Origin of the sequence: Atlanticothrix silvestris CENA357 (assembly GCF_016056295.1) — a bacterium.
GTDB lineage: Bacteria > Cyanobacteriota > Cyanobacteriia > Cyanobacteriales > Nostocaceae > Atlanticothrix > Atlanticothrix silvestris.
In genome coordinates this window covers 1-25,375 of record NZ_JAECZB010000074.1, presented here as the reverse complement: position 1 = coordinate 25,375, position 25,375 = coordinate 1, and the positions used below count along the sequence as shown (strand labels likewise).

The following is a 25,375-nucleotide window of genomic DNA, read 5'->3' as shown; positions in this document are numbered from 1 at the left end:
CCACTGCGCAACTTAAATGCTTTAATGGCATCGGCAAGACTATCTAGATTAGTCAGTAAAAACCAGCCAGCAGGTTCAACTTTTCCCCGATATTGACGCTTGTAATATCCAGCTAAATTCAAATGAGCAAAACCTTTTTGTTTAGTGGCTTGAATACCTGTGAGAAACAAGGAGGTACCAGGAATTAATCCCAAAGATTGTAACCGTTGATATGATTGATTTTCTTGTCGAATATAAGTGCCTTGCTTTTGCCGGAGTACAAAGTCAATTCTCTTGCTGTGTAACCAATTCGCCAGTTTGATGCTATGAAATTCCCTATCACCTAGCACCAAGATTCGATATCCTTATAATCAAGATTTCCAACATCTTGTACTGTGCGGGTGTCAGTACATTTTGAAAGCAGTTTTGGTAGAATTTAGGTAATATTATCATTTGATAGGTCTTGTTGAGAATACCTGACCTATCTTTTTTTACCCCAAAACAGTCACACTCTTGTATTTCCTGAGCTTCAGCCTCTTTGTCACCCCTTCAGTTACTGCTTGGCGATTTGGGCCTGATTTATATTGGCAAATTGATCGTGATACAAGCTTGTTTTCGTCGTTACGCTTGGGTAATTACAGCGATCGCAATTTTGAAATTCAGTCTTTTAGCAGGCTAGAACGCAAGTTTGGACAATTTTCTGTCGCAGCTAACTTGTTTAATTGGAGTTACGATCGCAATTTAGAACGCACCAGTGGTTATTTTTCTCCACCAGATTTTTTAGTATATAACGCCGAAGTGGCTTGGGAGGGACAGGTTTTTGATTTCTTACGCTGTCGGCTATCTGCCAATTTGGGACAACAACGACTTAATGGTGAATTTGATTATGCCAACACTTATCAAAGTCGCTGTACAGCAAAATTTTCGCCCAGTATAGAGGCAGACCTTGGTTATAGCTTGAGTAATGTGCGAAATCAAGACACAGGAGGAACTGCTTACGGTGGTAACTCTTTAACAGGACAATTGCGGGTCAAATTTTAAATGTTAGTTAGATTTGAAAGTTGGGAAAGATGAAGTTGTTGAGTTTTTTAAAGCGATAGTTAAGTTACAAAATAAGGCTTTATACAACATGAGTTCTGACTTCCAACCCCATTTAAAGGCTTATCTATACTGGCTTCTGTAGGAGGGGTAGTTACCGCAGTAATTGCGATCGCTGGTTTAAATGCTTGGTCTGGGAATCTTTCTCAAACTATACAAAAACCTGCAATATCAACATCTAAAAATATCTCTCCTACGAAAAGTGCAGAAACACAAGCGCAAAAAATAGCAAATCTTGATGCTAAATCCGCAGTTTTGCCAGGAACACCAATACTTCCTAGTGAATTAACATCAACAAAAAATCTTTATATTGCTCCTGGAGTTGGCAAACTAGACTCGGTTGATATGGCTGTAGTTCGTCAAGCTTGGTTATATTTTCAACGCAACTGGAACAATGAAACTGGCTTAGTCAATTCCGTCGATGGCTTTACTTCTGTCACTATGTGGGATCAAGCAGCGGCGATCGCAGCTTTGGTTAGTGCTAAAGAACTCAATCTTATCCCAGCCGCAGAATTTGAAGCGAAGATGAGCAAGATGTTGCAAACTTTAGCATCGCTCCCTTTATATAAAGGTGAATTACCCAACAAAGTCTACAATGCCAAAACTCTCATCCCAGTTAATTATGGACAATTAGATAAACGAGAAGAAATTGGTTGGTCAGCCATTGATTTGGGACGAATGGCAATTTGGCTGAAAATTGTCGAAGCTAAGTATCCCAAAATGCGATCGCCTGTGCAAGCTGTCTGGAAGCATTGGCAAGTTAAGCGCCTCACTAAAAACGGCCAAATGTATGGTACTGCTGTTGTTCAAGGTAAAGAACAGTATAACCAAGAAGGTCGCTTGGGTTACGAGAACTATGCCGCTTATGGTTTGAAACTGTGGGGATTAGATGTCAAGCAAGCTTTAGATTACAAGTCTAATACTGCCTTTGTAAATCTCTATGGAAAGGGTGTTCCTTACGATCGCCGCGACTCTAAAAATTCAGGAGCAAATAACTACGTCCTGAGTGAGCCTTATATTCTCGACGGTATTGAAACTGGGTTTAAAGCTTTGCCAAAAGTCTATGCTGATAGAATTTTAGCTGCTCAACAAGCCCGTTATCAAGCCACAAAACAATTAACTGCCCTTACAGAAGATAACTTAGATCGTCCGCCATACTTTGTTTACAACAGCTTGTTTGTTAATAGCAAACCTTGGGCGACGATTACCGATACCCAAGAACAGCATAATAATTTACGCTTCCTCAGTGCCAAAGCTGCGATCGGTTGGCACATACTTTACAACACTGCTTATACTCGCCAGTTATTTGATTTTGTCCAAGCCAATCTTAAGTCTAAAGACGGTTGGTACAACGGCTTTTATGAATCTCTGCGTCAGCCGAATCAATCTCTCACGGCTAATAATAATGGTGTAATTCTAGAAAGCTTGCTGTATAAACAAGTTGGTAAACCACTTACTGTTTGGGCAAAAGTTAAAAATTAGCAGTCAATCGGCAGATACTACTGTTTGGTTGACCGCCGGGCGCGCTTTCTTTCGCTCTGATTTGCGCGTTCCACCAGCCATCCCATACTCATCACTGTTTTTGCCATAGCGAGATGCAACACTCAGCAGCATCTGTTCAGAATAAGTATTTAACTCACGTTCTGCTTCTACTAAAGCATTCTGTGTTTTATCTACCATTGCTCGTGCTTGATTATAAGCAGCTAGCTTGTCTCGTAATTCCAGAATTTTCGTGTTATAACTAGCGACTGATAATCCATTACCAAAAGCTAACTCAGGATTAATCATTTGGATTCCTTCAATCCGTCGTTCAGCTTTGGTAAGTGCGATGGAGTTGCGTTTGCGTTGCGCCATAAAGTTTTCCTGTTTAGATTTGAGTGTAGAGAGAACCTGATGGAAATTCATACAGAGTTCTTTAGATACCACTACAATACGCAATAAGCAGATGTAGTATCCTGAGTGAAGCTACAGAAATTTGAAAGCATTAAAATCAATAAATAAGAGTAATTTTGCTGAAATTAGTCATAAAAACAAGTTTACGAGTCACAAAAGTTGATTTGTGAATCGCAAAAGTTGATTTACGAGTTAAAAACTTAATTTGCGAATCGTAAAAACTGATTTATGGTTCAAAAACTTAATTTAGGAATCGCAAAAGTTAATTTTCAAGTTATAAATTTAATTTACAAGTCGTAAAAGTTAATTTTCAAATCGCAAAAGTTGATTTATGAAGCGATCGCTTTCTGTTAATGTCAACACTCTTTCGGTAATCGCTACATCTCCATTTAAGAAACGAATCGCAACAGAGGTATCTAGTGCAACCTCACCACTCATTCAAATCTACCTGTCGACACTCTATAGCAATTGCTTGTTGGAGTTCTTCTGCCTCTGAGTCACTCAAAATTCCTGCAAATTTGGCAAGAGGATGCTTTTTGCGTGTAGCCTTAACCCGACGACACCAGTCTTATCGCAAAATTCCAATAGCTGTAGCAATATTACAATTCCCCTAACATCTGAAGAACAAACTTATGCTCGTGCGGCTTGGCAATATTTTGTCAAAAACTATCAGCCAGCAACAGGATTTACTAATTCTACTGGGGGTTATCCTTCTGGTACGCTCTGGGATATGGGCAATTACCTGATGGCGTTGAATGCGGCGCGATGGTTGAATCTTACTGACCAAGCAGACTTTGATGCACGCCTGAATAAGTTTTTGACAAGTCTCAGTAACTTAAAGTTGTTTGAGGATGCTTTACCAAATAAAGTCTATAACGCAGCTACCGGACAGATGGTTGATTATGGAAACAATCCCATCGAACGGGGGATTGGCTGATCTGCTTTAGATGTAGGTCGGATATTAGCGGCGTTTGATGTTATCCGCACCTGTCACCCCCAATATAATGATTGGCTCAAGGGAATTGTAGCAAAGTGGCAAGTAGGGCGATCGCTCAAAGATGGACAACTTTTTGGCGCAACAGTTCTACCAGATAATAAGACTTTACTGGTACAAGAAGGACGGCTAGGCTACGAAGAATACGGCGCTAGAGGCTATGAACTTTGGGGTTTTAAAGCACCCAAAGCTATTTCTTTGGAACCTTTTAAGATGGTCGAAATCAATGGTGTGCAAATTCCCGTTGATACCCGCGACTTCCAAAGTACTAACGCCAATAATTATATTGTCAGTGAATCTTATATCCTTGATGGTATAGAATTTGGTTTACAAGGAGATTTAGCAGACTTTGCGGCTAGGGTTTTAGATGTGCAGAAGCGACGTTATGATACTACAGGTCAATTGACTGCGGTTACAGAAGACAATATCGATCAAGCACCTTATTTTCTCTACAACACCGTCTATGCCAACGGTGCAGCTTGGGCAACAATTACAGATACCAATCAACCTTACCCGCAGTTTCGTAGTCTTAGTACCAAAGCAGCTTTTGGCTGGCGCTATTTGTTCCCAGATAATGCTTATGCTCAAAAGATTTTTGATGCAGTCAAAGACCTCCGCAGCCCTAATGATGATGGTTACTATGCTGGTATTTATGAAGAATCGAAACAGCCTAATAAAGCTTTGACAGGTAATACTAATGGGCTGATTTTGGAGATTTTATACTACAAAGCTAGAGGAAATCGCCCATTAATTGGAAGTAGTTCTGTTAGTGTATCTACTGGCAAGCCTAGTGATAGTAAATCTAGTGATACTTCTTCCAATCAACCAAATTCCACTGCTACAACCCCAACTGTACCACCTACGGAAACTTCTAAACCTACGGAAGTAGCTGTTGCACCTATTCCACCAGTCGGTAGTCCTCAGTCATCATCTAACCTGAAACTAACTCGGCCACTGACAGTAATTGAACGACGTTATGCAGAAGCGGCTTGGCGATACTTTCAGGCAAATTATCATGCTAAAAATGGGCTAATCGACGATCGCAGTGATTTTAAAGGTGCTACTCTTTGGGGATTAGGTGATTATCTTGCAGCACTTCATACAGCGCGATCGCTCGATATAATTACTCCCAAGGAATTTGATCAACGCACTCGTCATCTTTTAGGTGCATTAACTAAGTTACCCTTATTTGCAGGAGAATTACCCGGTCGGGGTTATGATACCAAAACGCTCCAACCGATAGATTATGGTGGAAACCCTGTTCCAGAAGGGACTGGTTGGTCGGCTTTAGATTTAGGCAGAATATTGGCAGCACTTTACAATTTAAAAAGCTGTCATCTTGAATATACAGCGGCGGTAGATAAGATTGTCCTAGATTGGTCATACTTGCGTGTGGTACGTGAAGGCATTCTTTCTAGTGCCACTGTTACTAAAGATGATGGGCGATATCTCACCCGCATCAACCCCGAAACCCGCTTGGGTTATGAAGAATATGCAGCGCGGGCTTTTCAATTATGGGGATTTAATCTTGAAGGTTCTGCGGTTGGTGGTAAATATCAAACTGCTGCGGTGGAAGGAATACAAATACCAATCCAACGTCGTCGCACAGATACCAAATCCCAAGTTAACCAATATACCGTTAGTAATCCTTTCTTGCTTTATGCACTGGAATTTGGCTTAGATCCCAAAATGCGATCGCTTTTTGAGCCAATTTTCCAAGCGCAAGCCAAACGTTACCATCGCACCAATACACTTACAGCTTCAGCTACCACTTTAATTGATCGCAAACCTTATACAGTTCACAGCACAATTTCTGGAAAAGGTAAGTCTTGGGTCGCTTTAGGGGATGACGGTCAACCTTTACCAAAGGAGCGATTGGTCAGTACAGCAGTAGCTTTTGCTTATCATGCCCTGCTGCCAGAAGATAAGTATAGTCAACAGTTATTACAAGGAACAGCTGACTTATATAATCCCCTGGTAGGTTTCTATGAAGGCTTCTATGAAACTACAGGTAAAACAGCAATTGGTTTTACTAGCAGCACCAATAGTATGATCTTGCAATCCTTGCTGTACAGAGTCATGAATCGACAACCCCTGATTCGTCCATCTGTTGCTAAGAACTCTCCTTGGTGGCAAGCTGTGACGAAGGGTGATTCTGGTCGTGGTCTACCCAGTAATACTACACATAGAGCCAAAGTGGTTTCTGATAGTTATGGCACTTACTGGGTTTCAGGTAGCGATAGTTCTATCCCAGTAACTGCAATAAGAGACAAAAAATAATGGTATTACCAATTGCTACGTTATCACTGCTTGCGGCCTTAACAGTTGCGCCTGTAAAAGAAACAACTCAAAAGCCACCATCTTCTGTCCCAACTATTGCCAATGTTTTACCAGCCGATACACCATTGGTAGGTTTGGTGAATACAAAAAAAGCAACTTGGGCTACTTTAAGTCGCTTTCAGTTATTTCAAACAGCTTTTACAGCAGCAGCACAGTTTTTACCGCCGACGTTGCAGTTAGACTATGCCAAAGATATTGAATCTTGGTTAGGAGATCAAGTAGCAGTTGTGTTTATGCCAAAGGTGGAATCTGCGACTGCTAGCATAGATGCTAATTTTCTCATGCTAGCTCCAGTCAAAGATGACACGCGCTTACAGTTATTGCTGGATAAACTCAAAGAAGATACGCCACGGGTAAAAGTACGGCAGTATAAGGGTATTACTATATTAGAACTGCCATCTCCCCAAACAGAGCCATCCCACAACAAGCTACCTACTATTTCTCTAAAAAAACTGAAATTGTCTGCTGCGCCGGATTTGGTGAAGCCAAATTGGTTAACAAAAAACCGTGGTATTGCGATCGCTACTCTACCAGGATATGTTGTCAGCGGTATCACAGCTAAACCCATTGAGCAGTTAATTGATGCGAAGCAAAGCAATGCCAATTTAGCGAAAAATCCTCAGTTTCAGCAGACAATCCAGCAGTCTCAATCTGGTCAGGTACTGTTTACGCTGTACGAAAATTTAGCTACATTCCTCCCCTTAATCAGCGACATCTCCAAAGATCCAAATTTGCCGTTTCCTGTATTTGGTATTGATGCTCTCAATCTGGAACAATTAAATAAATACGGCAGCGTTAATGGCTTTTTGACATTGCAACCACAAGGATTGCGCTTTCAAGTCAACGCTTACCATCAAACTTCTAAATCGAAACAAGGTAAAGTTAATCTCAAAAAAACCGAGACTATTTTAGATCGAATGCCTGGGACTACTTACTCGGCTTTTACTGGTCGTAATATTAGCTACCAATGGCAACAGATAGCTGAAGCATTAACCACAAAGCCGCAACTCAAAGATATGCTCGAAACATTGCGTAGCTTTGTTCGTAGCAGCACAGGGCTAGATTTGGAAAAAGATATTTTAGGTTGGATGGATGGGGAATATGGTTTTTTCTTATTTCCGACTAAAGGCGGATTGTTTAAATTAGTAGGGCCGAATTTTAATTTAGGGATAGGCTTGGCTGTACAAACAAGCGATCGCACCGCCGCAGAAACCACCCTCAAAAAATTAGATGAATTTGCCAAATCCTTTTCAGGGGGAGGAGTTAAGGTCAATACTCACACCATTAAAGGTCAAACTGTCACCAGTTGGGATGTGGGAGGAGATTCTTCACAGAGTTTGCTGGCTTATAGTTGGGTAAATAACAATACTGCGATCGTGGCTACTGGATTCGGGGCAATTACAGATTTAGTACCACAGCCATACATATTGCTACCTACAACTTATAATTTCACAACTGCTACCAATTCTTTGCCTTATCCTAACCACGGATATTTTTATGTGAATATGGGGTCTTTGTTGTCATGGGTTTATGGTTTCTTACCATCAATATTTAATGACCCTAGTTTCCAACCTTGGAAACAAACTATCGGCTCGGTTTACAGCATTAGTGCCACGACTTCTACAAAATCAGACCGAGAACAATTTGATATTTTGCTAGTTTTGGCTCCTACTAGGAAATAAGCTGAAAAGTTTGTTATGAAGAAAAAGCAACGCAGTGGCTTTTGTTGATAACTTTTTGCTGTGTCTGTAGTGGTTAAAGAAATTACTTTTAAACCGCAGAGGCGCTAAGAGCGCTGAGAAAATACAAGAGGTTTTACGAATCACTTTGAAATGGCTGGATTTATACCATATAATAGAAATTCTTTATAAACTTGCATTTAATGATTATCCTTTTCTTACTTGGCGCTCTTGGCGCTCTTGGCGGTTCGTAATTAAATAATTTAGTGCATCTTCATAAAGAATTGGTATAACTTTAAGAATGATACAAATACGTTAGTAGAGGCACGGCAATGTTCCCTACAATAAATCTATATGTATCAAGATTTTTGTGAATTGGTATTAGAAGGCTGCGCTTGTTAGTAATCAGTTGTATTTGGGAATACTGATACATGAGTCAAGACGGTTGTAGTAGATGGTATGACGCTACAAATTAACAAGCGTAATCCGAAAAATTATGGCATTTAGAAATGGGTTGGAATAATGTTGTTAAGCCTCAAGTCCAAAATATCTTACAGCACTTCCCATTCAGATAAGGTACAAGATTATATCGCAAGGTGTAGGGGCACGGCAGTGCCGTGCCCCTACGGGTGTACTGCATCGTTATTTTTGAATTCCTGTAATAGCCGATTAATTTTATTTTTGGTACTTCAGTTTCTATTGTTGATAATTCAGTAAAGTTTTCTGGTAACAGTCGGTCAATTTTAAAAAAAAGAACGCTGTTATTTCGCTATCTAGCAGAAATCAATTTAATTTTTGGAATTTGGTATTTGCAATGGCGCGTTACTCATTCGATTAATTTTGATGCATTGTGGCTTTCTATTCCGTTGCTGCTAGCAGAAATTTATAGCTATTTCGGTGGTGTGATGTTTGTAATTGGGTTATGGCGACCTTTAGAGCGACAGGTTAAGTCTCTTGGTCAAATAACCCCATCTCTACCCAGATCAGATTGGCCTGCAGTCGATGTGTTTATCACTTGCTACAACGAGCCGCCGGCAATTGTGGAAGAAACTGCTCAGGCGGCTTTAGCCATAGATTATCCTGTCACCAAACTGCGGGTTTATGTGCTAGATGATGGCAACTCGGCTGATATGTGAGCCATGACAGAAAAGTTGTGTTTTGAGGATTTGCGATCGCCACTATTACAGCAAGAAGCAAATCGCATTGATGCGGAACACTCTTGTTTATTAAAACGCCTCCAACAACTAAAAAATCTGCAACTTGATACTGAAGCAGCTGAACAATGGTTACAAGAAATCTCATCACAACAAGCAGAAAATCTTGATCAAACTGCTGTCGGATTTGTTCAGAGTCTGCGTAAGTTAATTCTTTGGCTACCTCTCAATCATCAAAATATTAGCGATACTTCTGTAAAAATCCTAGGCGATCGCTTGACTACTGAACGAAATACTTTAGAAGCCGCAATTCGTAAAAAAGAACTAGAACTAGTTGAACTTGCTCGTTTTCGTTATATTGCTCGTCCCAAACCTGTTGGTGTACCTCATCATGCCAAAGCAGGTAATCTTAATTACGCGATTTTTTCGGGCGAAACTTCTGGAGAGTTTATTCTAACTCTCGATGCCGATCATATTCCCAAACCGCAATTTCTTCAGCGAGTCTTGCCGTACTTCTATACTTACAATCTTTTCACAGGAAAGTACGACCAAAACCGTATTGCTTTTGTACAAACTCGCCAAGATTTTTATAATATTCCTCCAGGCGATCCCTTTGGACATCGAGCAAATTTATTTTATGGGCCACTCCAACAGGGTAAAGATGGCATGAATGCCGCTTTTTACACAGGTACAAATGCAGTATTGAGGCGTGAAGCATTAATTAGTGTGGGATTGCAAAACTTTGCTGATGAATTTGCTAAAGATGAAAAAAGATTAAATGAATTTCAATTAATTGGTGGCGTATCTATAGGAATCTGCTTTGATTCCTGAAATCATTTGCGTAGTAAGGGAACAGGGAACAGGGAATAGGGAATAGGTAAGAAGAAATAAAGCGGAAAGTCTGCCGGGGAGATACTCCTGCCGGAGAACTTTTCAAGAAAGTGTACTGAGTTTTGTTCAGAAATCAAATATGAGTCCTATAACAACAGTATTACAGAAGATATGAACACCGCTATGCGTTTACACGGTGCTGGCTGGAAATCTATTTATCATAATGAACTTTTGGCAGAAGGTTTAGCACCTGATGACTTAAGTTCTACTCTGAAACAGCGGTTACGCTGGGCCCAAGGAACAATCCAAGTGTTACTGAGAGAAAATCCGCTGACAAAAATAGGGCTAACGTTTTGGCAACGTTTGCAATATTTCAAGACAATGTATAGCTATTTTTCTGGTTTTGCAACTTTGATTTTTATTGCTTGTCCTATTATTTATTTTTTCACAGACATTATTCCAGTTAAAACTTATGGCCCTGATTTTGCTTTACACTTTTTTCCAGCTTTTATCATTAATCGTCTGACATTTTTAGCTGCTACTTGGGGTATTCCAGCTAGAGAAGTTTGGCGTTCAGAACAATACGCGATCGCTTTATTTCCTTTATTAATCCAAGCTGTTTTGAGTGTGTTCACAGGACAAAAAATCAACTTCCAAGTTACGCCCAAGCAACGACAATCTGGAATTTATTTCCGGCTGGTTTGGCCACAATTGCTTGTCTTTTCATTGTTTGCTCACAAGCTTGATTGAAGCGAACAATTTTTCCTTGGGAGTCGAGAACTGCTACTAAAGCACTGGCTGTATCTAGAACTGCGGAGATAAAGTTACGCTCTTTATGCAGAGTTTCTTCTGTTAATTTACGCTCTGTAACTTCACGATAAATAAGGTAGTAGACAATAGCAAGAATAATAAAACTTAAGCTAATGGCGATCGCCAGTGTCAACATTGTATTTCTAGCATTAACTTTAGCTGCTTTTAACTGCTGATTAAGCAGCGATCGCTCCTCATCCTCCATCTCACGGACGATTTTGCGAATATTATCCATGAGATTCTTGCCCAAATTTGTCCGCAGAAGTTGCAATGACGGATTAAATCCTCGTTCTTGACGCAAGTCGATGGTAGACTTCACGAAAGCTAGTTTTGCTGTGATTAAGTTGCTAAGGGTTTTTAGCTGTTTTTGTTGGTTGGGATTACTGGCTGTAAAAATATTGATCTCTGCAATTTCTTGATCTATGACTGCTAACGCTGATTTATAAGGTTGCAGATAAGTTTCCTCTCCAGTGATGATGTAACCACGTTGTCCAGTTTCAGCATCTTTCATTGCAGACAGCAATTCTTCCAAGCTATTAATACTTTTTTGGGTTGTGATTACATCTTTATTAGTATTAATTAATACTTTTGTATTTTGATATGAAAGGGTGCCAATTAAAATTAAAATTATCGATGCTAACCCAAACCCTCCAGCCACCTTTTTAAAAAATTGTTTACGCATATTCTGTGCCTGTTTACGTTCATTAGTCATCAATACTAAACTTGCTAAATTGCGCCGTAGTTCTAGTTGTTTGATTACTTGGCGGCCTAAAGCACGTAACGCTTCTATTTGTTCTGGAGAAAGGTTTCGTGGTACGCGGTCAATTACACAAAGTGTTCCTAATGCATATCCCTCTGGATTAATTAGAGGTACACCAGTATAAAATCGAATATTTGGATCAGAAGTAACTAAAGGATTATTAGCAAACCGTTGATCAGAGGTAGCATCAGGTACAACAAAAACTTCAGGTTGTAAGATCGCGTGGGCACAGAATGCTTGATCGCGGGATGCTTCTAATGCCTCTAAACCGACTTTTGATTTAAACCACTGACGATTAGTATCAATTAAGCTAATTAAGGCAATAGGAGTACCGCAAATATACGAAGCTAAATAAGTCAGATCGTCAAAAGCTGCTTCTGATGGAGTGTCAAGAATTTTATACTCCAAAAGTGTTTCGATTCTCTGTGATTCGTTATCAGGTAATGGTGCTTTCATTGGTGTAAGAAAAGGGTATTAGGAGTTTTCGGATAGAGAAGCGCCTCTTTCTCTGCCTCTTATCTTTCCCAGTATTTAGTCCTAATACCGCTTGTTAAAATTTGACCTGAGTGACTTAATTCCAGTAATGCAGGTAGTCCAAGTGTTTTATCAAACCTAAACCAGCTCCATTGCTACTGCCGCGCACTAAATCAATCATGGGCAGTATCTGGCACTGTGTCTAATTTAATATGATTATGCCTATGGATATAATCATATATGAATATATTTGACTTCTCTTAACTCAGCAATTAGATGCTTGTTTATGATTTGCTTAAATGTTTTAATTTTATTAAATAATTTACAATTAATTTAAGTTTATTTTTAATAGAATAAGCGGTAATTTTGTAAATTAATAATTTTTACTGAAGTGGCAACTGTAAACAATGGAAAATACATTAATTGATAAAACATTCCGGGATAGCGATGGCAATATTGTTATAGCTCAGATGCCAAATCTGCCGCTTATTGTTTGGATAGTAACTAGTTTATTAGCTCTAATTTTTACAAATGGCAAAATCAATGCAGTGTTAGATATATTATCAAATGGCTCCTTGTTTACTTGGGCGTGGCTGGAATTATTTCAAGGCGTTAACTATTTTCGCAGAGCCCTAGGTCTTGCCGTATTTATTGGTATTATTGCATTCAATATTCAGTAGTTCTAAAAAGTAGCTTTGGCGAAGATAACGTAGTCAATTGTCCAGTGCATTTTTATTTCAACGCATATTTCTGGTCAAATGGCTACATCTTCTTACTAATAGTCTGCTCTTCCAATGAGAAACTATTTATAAAGTAAATCTTAAGTGGGGTGCGTAAGGCGCTTAAGGTTAATTTTTGCAGATCAGTACATTGGCATTGTAAGTTGATGGGGCAGTTTTAGAAGACTTGTGTGTACACCGTAGGATGGTAAACCAGTAAAGGAAGCGCATTTAAACTATCCATTCCAAGGCAGGTTTGATTTATTTGCCCATCATATCGTCAGGGCAGAAACACCAGCCCAAAACCGCACCGTTTATCAAGGGATAATCGTTCACAATCTAGGGAATGAACCAGTAACATTACAAGTATTACAAGCAGCCAGTTGAATCTGGATAATTTATTTTTTGAAGTTTTCCAGAGTCTTGATTTTTTACAATAATCCCCTATAACGAATAAAAACCAAAATCACTGCCCACGAACCCAACGCGACTTTGACTGCAACCAAGATATTGAGTAGGGGGATAATCCCTCCACTGACAAGTGCGCCCAACTCTCCGTGGGGTAACTCTACTCCTACCAGAGTTATAACCGCCAGTACAATGAAAACAAGAACTGAAACTTTTTCCCATGTAGCGGCGTGCCAGCGCTGGTAGATCCCTTGCATCCACTCTGATGACGAGGTAATTGCAATCAGACCGATCGCAGTTCCGCCCGCCACACCGGCTGCAAAACCACCGCCAGGGCTAAGATGCCCCCGGATAGCAAGTTCTATACTTACCAACGCGGCAATAGTCGCTCCCAGACGCGCCAGCAGAATAGATGGTTGATCGGTGAAACGATAGATTGTGCAGGATGGTCTTTCATTGGCCAGCAAAAAACTAGCTCCCATGATCGCGATTGTAAATACCACCACCTCGAAGATAGTGTCATACAGTCGATTCCTGAAAATGATACCCGAAACTGCATTGGGTATCCCACTATCTTGGACAACCGTTTCCACAATAGAGATATCTGGTAAATCTGGTGCAGCATTGGGCATGACGAGGAATTTGATATACAGGGCTATGCCCGCAGCAAGGTAGACCCATTTCATTTATGCTGCTCCTCCCCGGAATCTGTTGTACTTACATAGGTCAGGGCTGTTACTGGTGATGAAAGTTCACTTTGCATGATCTCATAGATGCGTTGGATTCTGGTTTTGGTGTGATAGGGTTGTTTGTTGTTTTTATGCACTGTGCTATCTTGATCATCGTGTTCTGGTGGCGCACAAATTGCATGAACTTCTTTATCCATCAGCGCCCGGTGCAAGGCTTTGGTATTCGTGTATGATACTAACTCAAGCCGCATATAGCGTTTGCTCAAAATTGTGCGTAAGTTATCCATTAGTTGCTCAAAATGATCATTGTCACCTGTTTCGATCGCCTCGTCTTTGAGTACACCAAGGCGCATAACCAACGATGAACGCACTGCGACTGCATAGAGCGTAATTGCCAACATAGTACCCACTAAGGCTTCGGTCAAAGCAACATCCGCTGCCCCCAAAACTGTATATACTAATGCTGCGATCGCTCCTAGTATGCCGCGAATTACTAGGGCATGGTATGGATTGGCTTGAAATAATAGCATACATCCAGCCAACGGCAGTAGAGCGATTATGACATAAATATAGCTATCATCCATTGTTACCTCCGCTGCTAGAACAGTAAGCCAACACATACCCCAGCACCGTATTCCAGATTGCCAAAGAGATGATGGCAAGGACGAGCAACGGCCATTCGCTGGGTATCTTCAAGAGTAGCCCGACGATAATACTCATTGATCCGAGCGTATCCGCAACCGAAAGACTATGCAGCTTGAATAACACTGAGCGATCGCCGAGCAAGGGGAAGGTTCCCCAAAACCAAAAGACGATTCCTAAACCTATACAGGTATAACTAAGCACGTTTATCATATAAGCAGTTACATAAAATTAAATTCATTGGTGTAGAAAAGCTACAGGGAACAGAAAAACAAAATTATGTAATTAATTTTGCTTAAGTATTTATTACTCGTTCGCTAAATCATTCATTCTTTTGAGAACATGTGCCAACAACATTAATCCGGCATTTCCCACACTCAAGATGATTACTCCGACAACACCGAGCATCCAATCATCACGCAAGACAGCTACGACCAGGATCATGATTGATGTCTTGGTCGCAATACTGGCAAATGCCAGCATTTTTTGCCAAATATCATCATCCTGCCATGCTTCATACATGGGGATAAGCAGTGCCAAAATCATTGCAATCAATACCAAGTTTAGGTTCATACGATGTCCAGTTAATTAATGATGATCTGTGCAAAACTTCAAAAACCCTTATTTTTTGGATTTTTACCCCTCTTTTTGCCCCACTATTTTCCTCCGTCGCACTCGGTGGACTTCGTACCAGCCTTCTTCGTGGTATTTCAAAACAATGGTCTTTGGTGTAAAGGTAATCAAAAATATATCTAGAAATATTAGCCCTGGTGTCCGCCGTGGTTTGACTCGTTCCATCGTGATATCTTCGTATTTGTGCGGACGGATGATGATTTCAAATGCCTCAATATACGCTTGTGGAAGCGCCACTACAATTTCACCCAGCACACGCAGCCAATCTTTTAATGCTTCCGGCCCTTTGTGACGACCCGGTAATAAAAGTGCGATGCTTACGCCAATGATGATATTAGCGACACTGAAATCGGCAGTGAGCAGAAACCAGATGACCAGCCGTAATATTAGATTTAGATGCCCAACCATGCAAATCCCTTCCAAAACAGCAGGATTAAAATCAGACTCATGACACCGATCAGATGATCAAATTCTTCAAGGACACGCGGTAGCTTGAGTATTGAGTGTTTAAAAATCAGCAAGTAAGCCAACCATCCAACGCCGATGGTTGCCAGGGGTTTGATGATATTGGTAACGGTATAAGCTTCGTAATAAGCAATATTAGCCAGAAACAGCCCACCAATCAACAAGATTACTGCTGCCCAAAAACCAGATTTTACATTCGCTTTTCCTCCACGCGGTAGAAATATGAATTTGGCAAACGATATTGCTGTTCCAAGGGCTGCAATATTCATGGCGATCGCTTGCCAAGGCAACAGATTCTTTGTTGTCAACACCTTCGCCCCAAAACCAGATAACAAGGGAAAGCCCGATATCGAGAAGCTGGCTATCACCAAGGCAATCCAAACCGGGGTAGCGATCGCTTGATGTTGCAGTTCCTTAAAATTTCGACTCGGTAAAGCCCCGGCAATTAGAAAAAGCGCCGATTTCACCAGTCCGTGCGTCAGCGCATAAAAACCACCCACAGACGGCGCAGCGAGGATAAAGCCCAATTGTGAAACCGTATGAAACGCCAGCATCCGCTTGGTATCTTTTTCAAAGACTGCATAGAACACTCCCAGAAGCGCTGTGCCAACTCCGAAGATTCTCACTATCGGGTCAACCTCTGCCACCATCAGCGCACACCGCACTAATGGATAGACACCCGCTTTGACTACAACTCCCGATAGCATGGCTGACACTGGCGTTTCCGACTCGGAGTGGGTCAATGGCAACCATAATCCCGATACAAAAATGCCCCCTTTTGTCAATAGTCCCAGAAAAATTAGAGCAAGTGCCTCTGGTGGTGCTACACGCAAACCTACAAAACTAAACGAATGATGCGCCTGATAGACCAGCACCGCGCCCACCAGATAAAAAAGCATTGCTACGTTGCTGACAAACAGATAGCGTAAGCCAATCCAAATCGATCTGTCAGTCCGGGGATAGGCAATCAACAAAAACGCGGCAATACCGATAACTTCTAATGCCACGTATAAACTGATCAAATCTGCACAGACGAATGCGGCATTGACGCTGCCATGCAAAATGATGAGCTGTGCGTAAAAAAAAGCTGTCTTATCACTGTGCCAACAGTAAAGGATGACTGCTGCCGTCACCAGCGCATTAGTTAATATAAAGTAGCCGCTTAATTGATCGATTGTTAAGATAACGCCAAAATTATCTAGTAACTGTAGTGTAAGTGGCGACTGAGTGACAAATAGCTGCAACGCATATCCTGCTGAAGCAAAAGCCATGCACAGAGCAAGATATTTGTCAACTTTTGGCAGCAGATAAATAACGAACCCTAAAAAAAATGGTAGTGCAATCCAGGCAATTGTAATGGTACTCATGGCGTATTGTTCTTCTCAATTTCGTTACTTTCTAAAGTCGGATTATCTCGTGCCAACTTCATAACGCCGACCAGCATTAAAGCCTGAATCGAAAATCCAATCACAATCGCCGTTAATATGACTGCCTGGGGAACCGGGTCAGCATAAGCGCCATTTTTGACGCTGGAAACAATAGGTGTGAACAAACCATTTCGTGATGCAACCAGCACGTAATAGGCGATAACCCCGGTACTCATGACATCCATAGAGATGATCTTCATAACGAGGTTCTTTTTAAGGATGATGCCGAAAAATCCGCAAAGTATTGTTGCGAATATGCACGCTTCTAACACGGGAACTGCCTGTTGGATAAAGGTTGAAGGTAAAAGAGAAAATAAAATTCGTCTCTTTTACCTATCTTGTGTTTAAGAGGATGTTTTAAAAGTGGTGGCTGATGTATCAAAAACTTTAGATCCTTCTAAATCATCCTTTTTAAGGAGGATTTTGATTTCGGTTTTCCCCTTAAAAAAAGGGTTAGGGGGGATCAAATAAGTACCTAAAATCACAGCCTAAGACTTTTAAAACAACTTCTAAAGGTAAAAGTAACTAGCCTATTACATTGGCTTCCTCTAAAGATTCTTTTTCTTCTGGCGATTGTTTAAATGCAAACCGCAATAAAGGCGGTGCTACAAAGGTTGTCAAAATCACCATAATAACGATCGCAGCTTGTAATGGTTTATTAAGAGTACCACTAGCTGCACCAATTCCTGCAAACACTAACCCAACTTCGCCACGGGGAATCATCCCCACACCAACCGCTAACCGATTAATTCCAGCTTGTCCAAAAATCGACCAACCTGTGACAACTTTGCCGATTATCGCTACGACCATTAAGAAGGTAGCAATAATTAATCCTTCTCGATTTCCTGGAACTAAAGGATTAAGAACGCCTAAATCAACCTTTGCACCAACTGTCACAAAGAAAATTGGTACTAGGATATCAGCAATGGGTTTAACCTGCTCATCTAGTTCTTTGCGTTTATCCGTTTCATCCAAAACTAAACCAGCCGCAAATGCGCCTAAGATAGCCTCTAAATGAATGGCATTACCCAAAAAAGCCATGAAAAAGGCAAAGATAAATGCTGGGATAATTAAGTTTCCTCGCGTTTGCAATTTATTCGCAATGGCTACAAAACTCTGATTGAAATATTTACCTAACAAAATCGAGCCGATAAGAAATACGGTAGCGCTGACAATCAGATAAATGACATTGAAAATATCAACTTCGCCAGTTTTCGCAAGGCTTGCAACTACTGCCAACACAATGATACCTAAAATGTCATCAATGACGGCTGCACCTACAATAATTTGGCCTTCACGAGATTTTAATTGCCCAATTTCTGACAAAACTTTGGAGGTAATCCCAATACTAGTAGCTGTCAGCGCAGCACCTGCAAAAATTGCTGGAATTACTGGTGCATGAAACAACAAAATCAGTCCCGCCGTGCCAGCCGCGAAAGGAACAGCTACTCCAACACAAGCAACAATTGTGGCTTGATAACCAACTTTTTGTAATTCTTTTAAGTCTGATTCTAGACCAATTTCAAATAACAGAATGATCACGCCTAGTTCTGCAAGAACGGAAACAACTTCACTCTGAGTTTGAAAAATTGATGTGACGGCATCAGGAGTGAGGTTGTTAATGAATTGCAGGATAGTCATGATTATGGAGTCGCTACCAGCTGCTCCGCTGTCAGGAAATACTACCAAATGCAGAGCAGAAGCACCCACAACCACACCACCAATTAATTCTCCTAAGACAGGAGGCAAGTCTATCATTCTAGATAATTCGCCACCAATTTTACTAGCCAAATAAATCACTACTAAACTTAGCAATACTCCAGTCAGGACAATAGGAGCATATTCAGCTTCGGTGGTTGTTGCTATTAAAGGAGACTGTAAACCTACAGTGAAGGAATTTAACCAGGTAAATGAATTAACTATTGGTTCTGAAAAAATCATGTTTTTGTTTGTGTTGCTGATTCGTTTTGCAGTTGAGCCAAGATTATTCGTAATTAGTGATTTTATGAGAAATTACGAATAGTTGTTAGTCACAGCCATTACACCATCAAATAAATCACCTCGTAAGTTTCTAGAATGGATAATATTAGTCAATGAAAAGTCATCCGGTTTGATTTCTGAATCGCTCGTAGAGGCGGAGAACAGGGAAGAAGGAATCAAAATGTACTGAGTTTTTTCAAAAATCAAATAGGAGTTTTATACTGGAATTGTGGTGACAAAAACAGGAAAATAAGTTTTGAGTTGTAAAATTTGTCAGCTACTTTGATTAAGTTCCATGTTTAATGGAAATCAAAATTTGAACAAAGAAAGCTTGAATTTTTTGCCATGTAGCAGACTATATTACCTTTCTAAATGGCGATTCGTTGAATACGAATCCTCAATAGAAAAGGCTTAGAACAAAGACAGTTCAAAAATTTGACTAAAAAAACTTACATAAATTGCAAGTTTGATTTACTGTCAACTTTAATGCGATTAACAATAGCTTACAGCCTTATATGTCAATGTTGTTCATTCAAAAGCCTAAGTATTAAATAAATATTAAATCGCTTTCATAGATAAAAGACTATACCTGTGACTAACTTTGACTGCAATCACTAATCACATAAGTAAAAATTATATTAATTCTGTAGACTGACAGATTATTTGACTATAGCGACAAATCATAAGTCAAGTTTTTTATGCTTATAGGCTTTGCTATAGAGGAATCTAATTTTTAGGGTTTTTGATATAAAGCTGTAGAATATGCTTGAACAGGTAATCAGAAGAATTTGGGTTGGTGACAAAGAATCTGCCGTTTTGGTAAAATGATTATTTGCTCTACACAATTGCTATAGAGGGAAGAAAAACGCAGTTGGTTGGAGCAATTTAGCTATTCATCTAAAATATCCAGATGTATGTACCAAACAGGCAAAATTGGGAATACTCCTCATATCTTATTTAGAGCAATCCTGCTGACTCATACAACCGTTTTTGCACAGCTGTAATCTTTACCCCATAATCTAAATCGGCTGACCAACGTCCCGATAACTGATTAACTGATAATGCAATACCACGGGTAACAAAGCGAAACCGTGGATCTACCACTTCGTTTACTAAAGGTTCTAAACTGGCGTAAGCTTTCAAGTGTTGGATGTGCGCTCTCACTCCAATTCTGGCACTGGGAAAGGATGCAGCCTCTGCACCACCACCGATCGCACCTAAACCTGCAAAATTATTTTGCTCAGGTCGAATATCACCGCCAAAGCGTAAAAATCCAGTTTCTAAACACATTTGGCAAAAAGCAATATCATGGTTAACTCCCTCGGCGATCGCTTCTTCTCGATAAAGTTTTGGGATGTCAGGAAACTTGGCTAAGGCGTTATCATTATTATTTCTCAAAAATAGTTGTAGCTGCACTTCTGAGGTCATACCATTCGACATCACCCGATCATATTGACCAGGGCAAACTACCATATTTGAGCGTAAACTGACGGTACGAGCTGCAGCATCCCAACTAATGGCAATATTAAAGTCTCGCAGTTCAATGGCTTTAACATATACCACTCTGCGGTAAGTAATACGGTTGACATTAGGAACTTTTAACAAATCAATCCGCAAGCGATCTACTAAATCAATGGGGATGTAAGCATTACCATTAACCAGCACTCCTTGTTCTGAGTAATTTTGCCCGTTAATGTTAATATTGATTGCTGGATAAGTCGGTTCTGGGGGAGTATTAGGAGTAGGGTCAATGACGCGGCTCCAAGATGCGAGTCCATCAGCAATTCCCAAAGCAAAATCCCGGCGACGATTTTGCAGCAAAGCACGATCTTCTGGATTGCTAAGAAATCCCACTTGCATTACCAAAGCCGGAAGAACTGTCTGGCGACAAAATGCCAAACGACCTAATCCACTATCTGTATCTGGCTTCACTCCACGATTAGGCAATTGGGGTACACGGCGCAACAATCCTACCAACAACAGTTCAGCATTACTCTTGCGCTCACTGTTGTTAGCAATATAGTAGACACTAGACCCGCGCACGCTTGGACTGCTAGCCGCATCAGCTTGAATTTCTAAGGCTACATCACCCCGACGACCACGAGAATTGATCCAGGCGATCGTGTCTGCGGCACTTAGGTCATCGGGAACTGCTAAAATTTCAAAACTCCGTGCCCTGAGTTCCGTTACAATAAAGTCCCGCAGTAAAATCATTTCTCTGGCTTCAGTCGTACCACCTGCGATCGCACCTGGATCAATTCCTCCCGCTTCTCTACCTCCGTGTGCTGCTGAAATAAAAATGCGTCCCATTTACAGTATTTCCTCTGGTAAAATTAAGCGTAAGCAATTCTAGACTTGATTAGTGGCATGGCAACAACAATATAATATGCATCAGGAGTACATAATCATTGTGTCCTTTGTTATTTCTCTAAACTTGGGAATTGGAAATTTAGGGCTAGGTACTAAGTATTAGTACGGCACAATCATTACCAATCCAAATATTCTGATGTAGTTGAAAAGTTATGTACTTTTGCTCAACTCTGCCGTTAGTGCGATCGCACCTGTTACTCGTTCATTGCCTGAGAAGAGATCATTCATGTAGGCGATCATATTTTAAGTGACTGGACGCACCACACGAATTAGTTTTCTTGGCAAAGGTTCTTCTGCTGTGACAGCCTCATCTATTCGTGCTGCAAACTGTTCCCAATTACGATTATTCGTGCAAACAATAATATTGAATCGTGTGGTGCGCCTCAGTTACAGATTGCGCCAAAATATAATCATGATGAATAATGACTACTTATGCAAATTCCCCGCTTGCACCCAGACACAATTGAGGAAATTAAACAACGAGCTGATATTGTAGATGTTGTCTCGGAGCATGTTGTTTTACGCAAGCGTGGCAAAGATTTTGTAGGGTTGTGTCCCTTCCATGATGAAAAAAGCCCCAGTTTTACAGTCAGTCCGACAAAGCAGATGTACTATTGCTTTGGTTGTCAAGCTGGGGGAAACGCCATTAAGTTTTTGATGGATTTGGGGAAACGCCAGTTTACAGAAGTTGTGTTGGATTTAGCACGGCGTTATCAAGTAAACGTGCAAACCCTGGAACCCGAACAACGGCAAGAATTGCAGCGTCAACTGTCTTTGCGTGAACAGTTATATGAAGTTCTAGCTTCGACGGCACAATTTTATCAACACGCCCTTAGACAATCTCCAGGACTAAAAGCAATTGAGTATCTACAATCTAACCGCCAACTTAAAGAAGAAACAATTCAGCAGTTTGGCTTGGGTTATGCACCCGGAGGTTGGGAAACCCTGCATCGCTATCTGGTGGAAGATAGACGCTACCCCGTACAACTAGTAGAAAAGGCTGGATTAATTAAACCACGCAAAGAAGGGGGCGGTTATTATGATGTATTTCGCGATCGCCTGATCATCCCCATCCGCGATGTCCAAGGGCGTATCATTGCTTTTGGTGGGAGAACTCTTGGTAATGAGCAACCTAAGTATCTAAATTCACCAGAAACGGAACTTTTTAGTAAAGGTAAAACTTTATTTGCCCTGGATGAAGCCAAAACTGGGATTTCTCAACTCGATCAAGCGGTAGTAGTAGAGGGATATTTTGATGCGATCGCTCTTCATGCTGCTGGTATTACTAACGCTGTCGCTTCCCTTGGTACAGCATTAAGTTTAGAACAAGTACGGTTGATATTACGCTACACCGAGTCGAAACAGTTGGTACTCAACTTTGATGCTGATAAAGCAGGAAATATCGCCGCCGAACGCGCGATCGGGGAAATTGCCGAATTAGCATATAAAGGGGAAGTTCAACTAAAAATTCTCAATATACCTAATGGTAAAGATGCCGATGAATACTTGTACAGTCACACCCCAGAAGACTATAAAGAATTATTGGCAAAAGCCCCACTGTGGCTAGATTGGCAGATTGATCAAATTACAAAGAACCGCGATTTAAGACAAGCTACTGATTTTCAACAAGCAACTCAACAAATAGTCAAATTACTTAAAAACATAGCCAATAGTGATACACGTAACTATTACATTTCTCATTGTGCCGAAATCCTCAGCTTAGGGGATACCAGACTGATACCTCTAAGAGTTGAAAATTTGCTCACTCAAATTGCTCCTACTGCGGCTACATACTCTAAGCCTGTCTCAGCGAAGAAAGCATGGGGAGGTGCTGAAAAGCTTTCTCACTCACAACTCTCCACAGATCATAGTCTCTTAGTCCATGCGGAGGCTTTATTACTCAGGATTTACTTGCATTGTCCTGAACAACGTCAAGCGATTATTGACGAGCTAGAAGAACGAGATTTGCAGTTTAGCCTTTCCCACCACCGATTTTTATGGCAACAGATTTTAGAAACAACGGTGGAACAAGTAGATTTCATTTCAACTCTACAAGACAGATATCTAGAATTGTCAGAAGACTTAGGATTAGTGTCGCATCTTTTTCATCTCAATGAGAAATGGAAAACAGAAATACTTCGGACTCCGCAAGTAGTTCAAGCTGCGATCGCTTGCATGGATTTGGTGATGATTGAAAAACGCTATCGTCACTTTTTAGAACTATGGCAGAACACAGATCCAGAAGCTGAACCAGAACGTTATCAATCTTATTATCAAGCTTTCTACGCCGAAAAGATCAAACTTCAAAAAATAGACAGGCAGCGATTATTTTCGATTACAGAATTACTTTAAGTTTAGATAAATTCGATTTTATCCGAGATATCAATCGATTACTATTAACATTTGTATCTTCTAACTTATAGCACCGCTTTTGAACTTTCGAAACATTTCCTCAATATCAAAGCGTTTTTTATAAGCATTGATAGCCGAAGTTAGGTCAGTTAAATTGGTTAAGATAAACCATCCTTCTTTTGTTGACCATCCTTTCAGAGTTCGCTTCTATCTAGCAGCTAGGTTGAAACCTTTAACCTTTTGATTTTTTGTGACTTTAATATTTTGCAAAAATAGAGAAACCTCCTGTTCTAAACCTAAATGATCAAGTGACTGCCAAATTTTATTGTCATTTTGGATAAATTCACTCTTTTTTAATCTCAAACAAATGCTAAAACCTGAAAACTGTTCGAGTCAGGCTGTTGCTTGCTGCTTGCTGCTTGTCCAAAGGCGCGATCCTGACGGATAGAGAAAAATGAAAAATATCATTTTATACTTCAAGTTGGGTTTTAAAGTAAAATCATCTCTCTAAGGATAGATTTTAAAAACGCTAAAATCAAATATGTTGTTATTAACAAACAAGAAATATGCAAAAATGCTGTTAAAAACAACCTCAAGATAAAGTTTATTTAGTTTATGGGGAACTAAAGCAGGCTCTTATATAGAGATGATAGCGATGGCAACTTCTTCATATTCAGTTCTCAGACCTTATATTGCTCCTGATTTGGGACTGGATTTAGATAAACAAGATATTCTAAATTTTCCTGTTTCTACTTCAAGTCCACCCATCAAAGCGAATAGTTATTACTTTGGACATCCTGAATGGGCAAAAAACTACTTTGAAAACTGCCATCGTGATCAAATGTTCAAGTCCTGCTGGGAGGCGGCCATAGGGAGTTGGGATAATAAAATTGTTGTAGACATTGGTTGTGGTCCAGGCAATTTGTATGCAACGCTTGGGGGAAAACCACAGTTGTTAATTGGTGTAGATATTAGCTATGGGGCATTATCTATGGCTCAGCGTCTTGGCTATACACCTGTGCTTGCAGATGCTCACCAACTTCCTTTTATTTCCAACTTTGCTGATCTCGTAGTAGTTAATGCTACATTACATCATTGTGAATACATGGATGTGGTGTTAAACGAAGCAGCGCGTTTAGTCCGTCCTGGTGGTATCTTAATCACAGATCACGACCCTCAGTTGACTGCCTGGAACTTCCAAGGATTAGGCTTGTGGCTATGGAACTGGCGCTTATGGTTATATCGGCTAATCAAACGAGGAGGCCATACCTCACAAGCAGAGCAAACTTGGGGATTAGCAACTGAAGTTCATCACCGACCAGGTGATGGAGTAACGCCAGATTTTTACTATAAAACTCTAGAGCCACTTGGCTTTACAGTAAAAGTTTATCCCCACAACCATACTGTTGGTGCTCAAGTATTACAGGGCGATTATGGCAAATCTGATGGGAAATATCGTTTGGCCCAATTATTGTCTCTTATCAATCCTAATTCACCCCAGGCAGCGCTATCACTTATGTGTATTGCCACACGCCATACCTATAAAAGCTAACAGTTGAAGATTGTTGCGTTTGGCAACCTAGTATAATTCTTACTCCTCATCGTCAAAGCAGCTTGTACTTTTCACCGAAAAGGAGGGCTGGGGAAGCTGGGGAAGCTGGGGAAGCTGGGGGGGATA

General features: G+C 40.5%; 20 protein-coding genes and 4 pseudogenes. 11 read left to right on the top strand and 13 right to left on the bottom strand.

Annotated features, from left to right (window positions below):
- Positions 1 to 332 (bottom strand): annotated as a pseudogene (locus tag I8751_RS19170) (IS4 family transposase); the annotation flags it as partial.
- A gap of 160 nt (positions 333 to 492) precedes the next feature.
- Here I8751_RS19170 and I8751_RS19165 point away from each other — a divergent pair.
- Positions 493 to 1,020 (top strand): hypothetical protein, encoded by a 528-nt coding sequence (locus I8751_RS19165; protein ID WP_225894255.1) that lies wholly within the window; start codon positions 493 to 495, stop codon positions 1,018 to 1,020.
- Positions 1,021 to 1,332: 312 nt separating this feature from the next.
- Entirely contained in the window at positions 1,333 to 2,559 is a 1,227-nt protein-coding gene (locus I8751_RS19160; RefSeq protein ID WP_225894254.1) for a DUF3131 domain-containing protein, read from the top strand.
- Between the two features lie 3 nt (positions 2,560 to 2,562).
- On the opposite strand, the gene I8751_RS19155 is transcribed toward I8751_RS19160, so the two are convergent.
- Together I8751_RS19155 and I8751_RS30115 are read right to left on the bottom strand one after the other, a co-directional pair.
- The gene (locus I8751_RS19155; RefSeq protein ID WP_214440711.1) at positions 2,563 to 2,931 is read right to left on the bottom strand and encodes a hypothetical protein; all 369 of its coding nucleotides are present in this window, start codon (positions 2,929 to 2,931) and stop codon (positions 2,563 to 2,565) included.
- 342 nt (positions 2,932 to 3,273) lie between these two features.
- Positions 3,274 to 3,408, bottom strand: a complete 135-nt coding sequence (locus I8751_RS30115; protein WP_263973521.1) for a hypothetical protein — start codon at positions 3,406 to 3,408, stop codon at positions 3,274 to 3,276.
- 91 nt (positions 3,409 to 3,499) lie between these two features.
- Here I8751_RS30115 and I8751_RS30485 point away from each other — a divergent pair.
- The 5 genes and pseudogenes from I8751_RS30485 (at position 3,500) to I8751_RS19135 (ending at position 10,718) form a co-directional block, all read left to right on the top strand.
- Positions 3,500 to 6,244 (top strand): annotated as a pseudogene (locus I8751_RS30485) (DUF3131 domain-containing protein).
- Positions 6,244 to 7,986: a DUF3352 domain-containing protein gene (locus I8751_RS19145; RefSeq protein ID WP_214440710.1), complete on the top strand. Its 1,743-nt coding sequence runs from the start codon at positions 6,244 to 6,246 to the stop codon at positions 7,984 to 7,986. Before I8751_RS30485 ends, I8751_RS19145 begins: the two are co-directional and overlap by 1 nt.
- Before the next feature lie 806 nt (positions 7,987 to 8,792).
- Positions 8,793 to 9,119: a hypothetical protein gene (locus I8751_RS29755; protein WP_225894253.1), complete on the top strand. Its 327-nt coding sequence runs from the start codon at positions 8,793 to 8,795 to the stop codon at positions 9,117 to 9,119.
- Positions 9,120 to 9,122: 3 nt separating this feature from the next.
- Positions 9,123 to 9,968, top strand: coding sequence for a glycosyltransferase (locus tag I8751_RS29750; protein WP_225894252.1), 846 nt, complete (start codon positions 9,123 to 9,125; stop codon positions 9,966 to 9,968).
- 81 nt (positions 9,969 to 10,049) lie between these two features.
- Complete coding sequence (locus I8751_RS19135; RefSeq protein ID WP_318780349.1) at positions 10,050 to 10,718, top strand: glycosyltransferase family 2 protein; 669 nt, start codon at positions 10,050 to 10,052, stop codon at positions 10,716 to 10,718.
- Here the strand turns inward: I8751_RS19135 and I8751_RS19130 are convergent.
- Positions 10,696 to 11,994 (bottom strand): annotated as a pseudogene (locus tag I8751_RS19130) (CHASE3 domain-containing protein); the annotation flags it as partial. The gene I8751_RS19135 and the pseudogene I8751_RS19130 overlap by 23 nt on opposite strands.
- Positions 11,995 to 12,419: 425 nt before the next feature.
- Between I8751_RS19130 and I8751_RS19125 the strand changes: the two are divergent.
- Positions 12,420 to 12,692, top strand: coding sequence for a hypothetical protein (locus I8751_RS19125; RefSeq protein WP_214440708.1), 273 nt, complete (start codon positions 12,420 to 12,422; stop codon positions 12,690 to 12,692).
- A 243-nt stretch (positions 12,693 to 12,935) separates the two neighbouring features.
- Positions 12,936 to 13,115 (top strand): annotated as a pseudogene (locus I8751_RS19120) (DUF3370 family protein); the annotation flags it as partial.
- A 47-nt stretch (positions 13,116 to 13,162) separates the two neighbouring features.
- Here I8751_RS19120 and I8751_RS19115 read toward each other — a convergent pair.
- From I8751_RS19115 to tftA, 9 genes are all read right to left on the bottom strand, one after another.
- Positions 13,163 to 13,825 carry a Na(+)/H(+) antiporter subunit B gene (locus tag I8751_RS19115; RefSeq protein ID WP_214440707.1) on the bottom strand — a complete coding sequence of 221 codons (663 nt, stop codon included), beginning with the start codon at positions 13,823 to 13,825 and terminating at the stop codon, positions 13,163 to 13,165.
- Positions 13,822 to 14,412, bottom strand: a complete 591-nt coding sequence (locus I8751_RS19110; protein ID WP_214440706.1) for a DUF4040 domain-containing protein — start codon at positions 14,410 to 14,412, stop codon at positions 13,822 to 13,824. Before I8751_RS19110 ends, I8751_RS19115 begins: the two co-directional genes overlap by 4 nt.
- A complete protein-coding gene (locus tag I8751_RS19105) occupies positions 14,405 to 14,683 on the bottom strand; it encodes a monovalent cation/H(+) antiporter subunit G (protein ID WP_214440705.1) in 279 nt (92 codons plus the stop codon). The genes I8751_RS19110 and I8751_RS19105 overlap by 8 nt, the downstream gene beginning before the upstream one ends.
- Before the next feature lie 93 nt (positions 14,684 to 14,776).
- The gene (locus I8751_RS19100) at positions 14,777 to 15,043 is read right to left on the bottom strand and encodes a hypothetical protein (RefSeq protein ID WP_214440704.1); all 267 of its coding nucleotides are present in this window, start codon (positions 15,041 to 15,043) and stop codon (positions 14,777 to 14,779) included.
- 63 nt (positions 15,044 to 15,106) lie between these two features.
- A complete protein-coding gene (locus I8751_RS19095; RefSeq protein WP_214440703.1) occupies positions 15,107 to 15,511 on the bottom strand; it encodes a Na+/H+ antiporter subunit E in 405 nt (134 codons plus the stop codon).
- Complete coding sequence (locus I8751_RS19090) at positions 15,496 to 16,935, bottom strand: cation:proton antiporter (RefSeq protein ID WP_214440702.1); 1,440 nt, start codon at positions 16,933 to 16,935, stop codon at positions 15,496 to 15,498. The genes I8751_RS19095 and I8751_RS19090 overlap by 16 nt, the downstream gene beginning before the upstream one ends.
- Positions 16,932 to 17,267 (bottom strand): cation:proton antiporter subunit C, encoded by a 336-nt coding sequence (locus I8751_RS19085; RefSeq protein ID WP_214440701.1) that lies wholly within the window; start codon positions 17,265 to 17,267, stop codon positions 16,932 to 16,934. The genes I8751_RS19090 and I8751_RS19085 overlap by 4 nt, the downstream gene beginning before the upstream one ends.
- Before the next feature lie 253 nt (positions 17,268 to 17,520).
- Positions 17,521 to 18,936, bottom strand: coding sequence for a cation:proton antiporter (locus I8751_RS19080; protein WP_214440700.1), 1,416 nt, complete (start codon positions 18,934 to 18,936; stop codon positions 17,521 to 17,523).
- A 996-nt stretch (positions 18,937 to 19,932) separates the two neighbouring features.
- Positions 19,933 to 21,285, bottom strand: coding sequence for a hormogonium tapered terminus morphoprotein TftA (tftA, locus tag I8751_RS19075; RefSeq protein WP_214440699.1), 1,353 nt, complete (start codon positions 21,283 to 21,285; stop codon positions 19,933 to 19,935).
- 492 nt (positions 21,286 to 21,777) lie between these two features.
- Here tftA and dnaG point away from each other — a divergent pair, with 492 nt between their 5' ends.
- Positions 21,778 to 23,697 carry a DNA primase gene (dnaG, locus tag I8751_RS19070; RefSeq protein ID WP_214440698.1) on the top strand — a complete coding sequence of 640 codons (1,920 nt, stop codon included), beginning with the start codon at positions 21,778 to 21,780 and terminating at the stop codon, positions 23,695 to 23,697.
- Positions 23,698 to 24,352: 655 nt separating this feature from the next.
- Complete coding sequence (locus I8751_RS19065; protein WP_214440697.1) at positions 24,353 to 25,249, top strand: class I SAM-dependent methyltransferase; 897 nt, start codon at positions 24,353 to 24,355, stop codon at positions 25,247 to 25,249.
- The last annotated feature ends 126 nt before the right edge of the window (positions 25,250 to 25,375 follow it).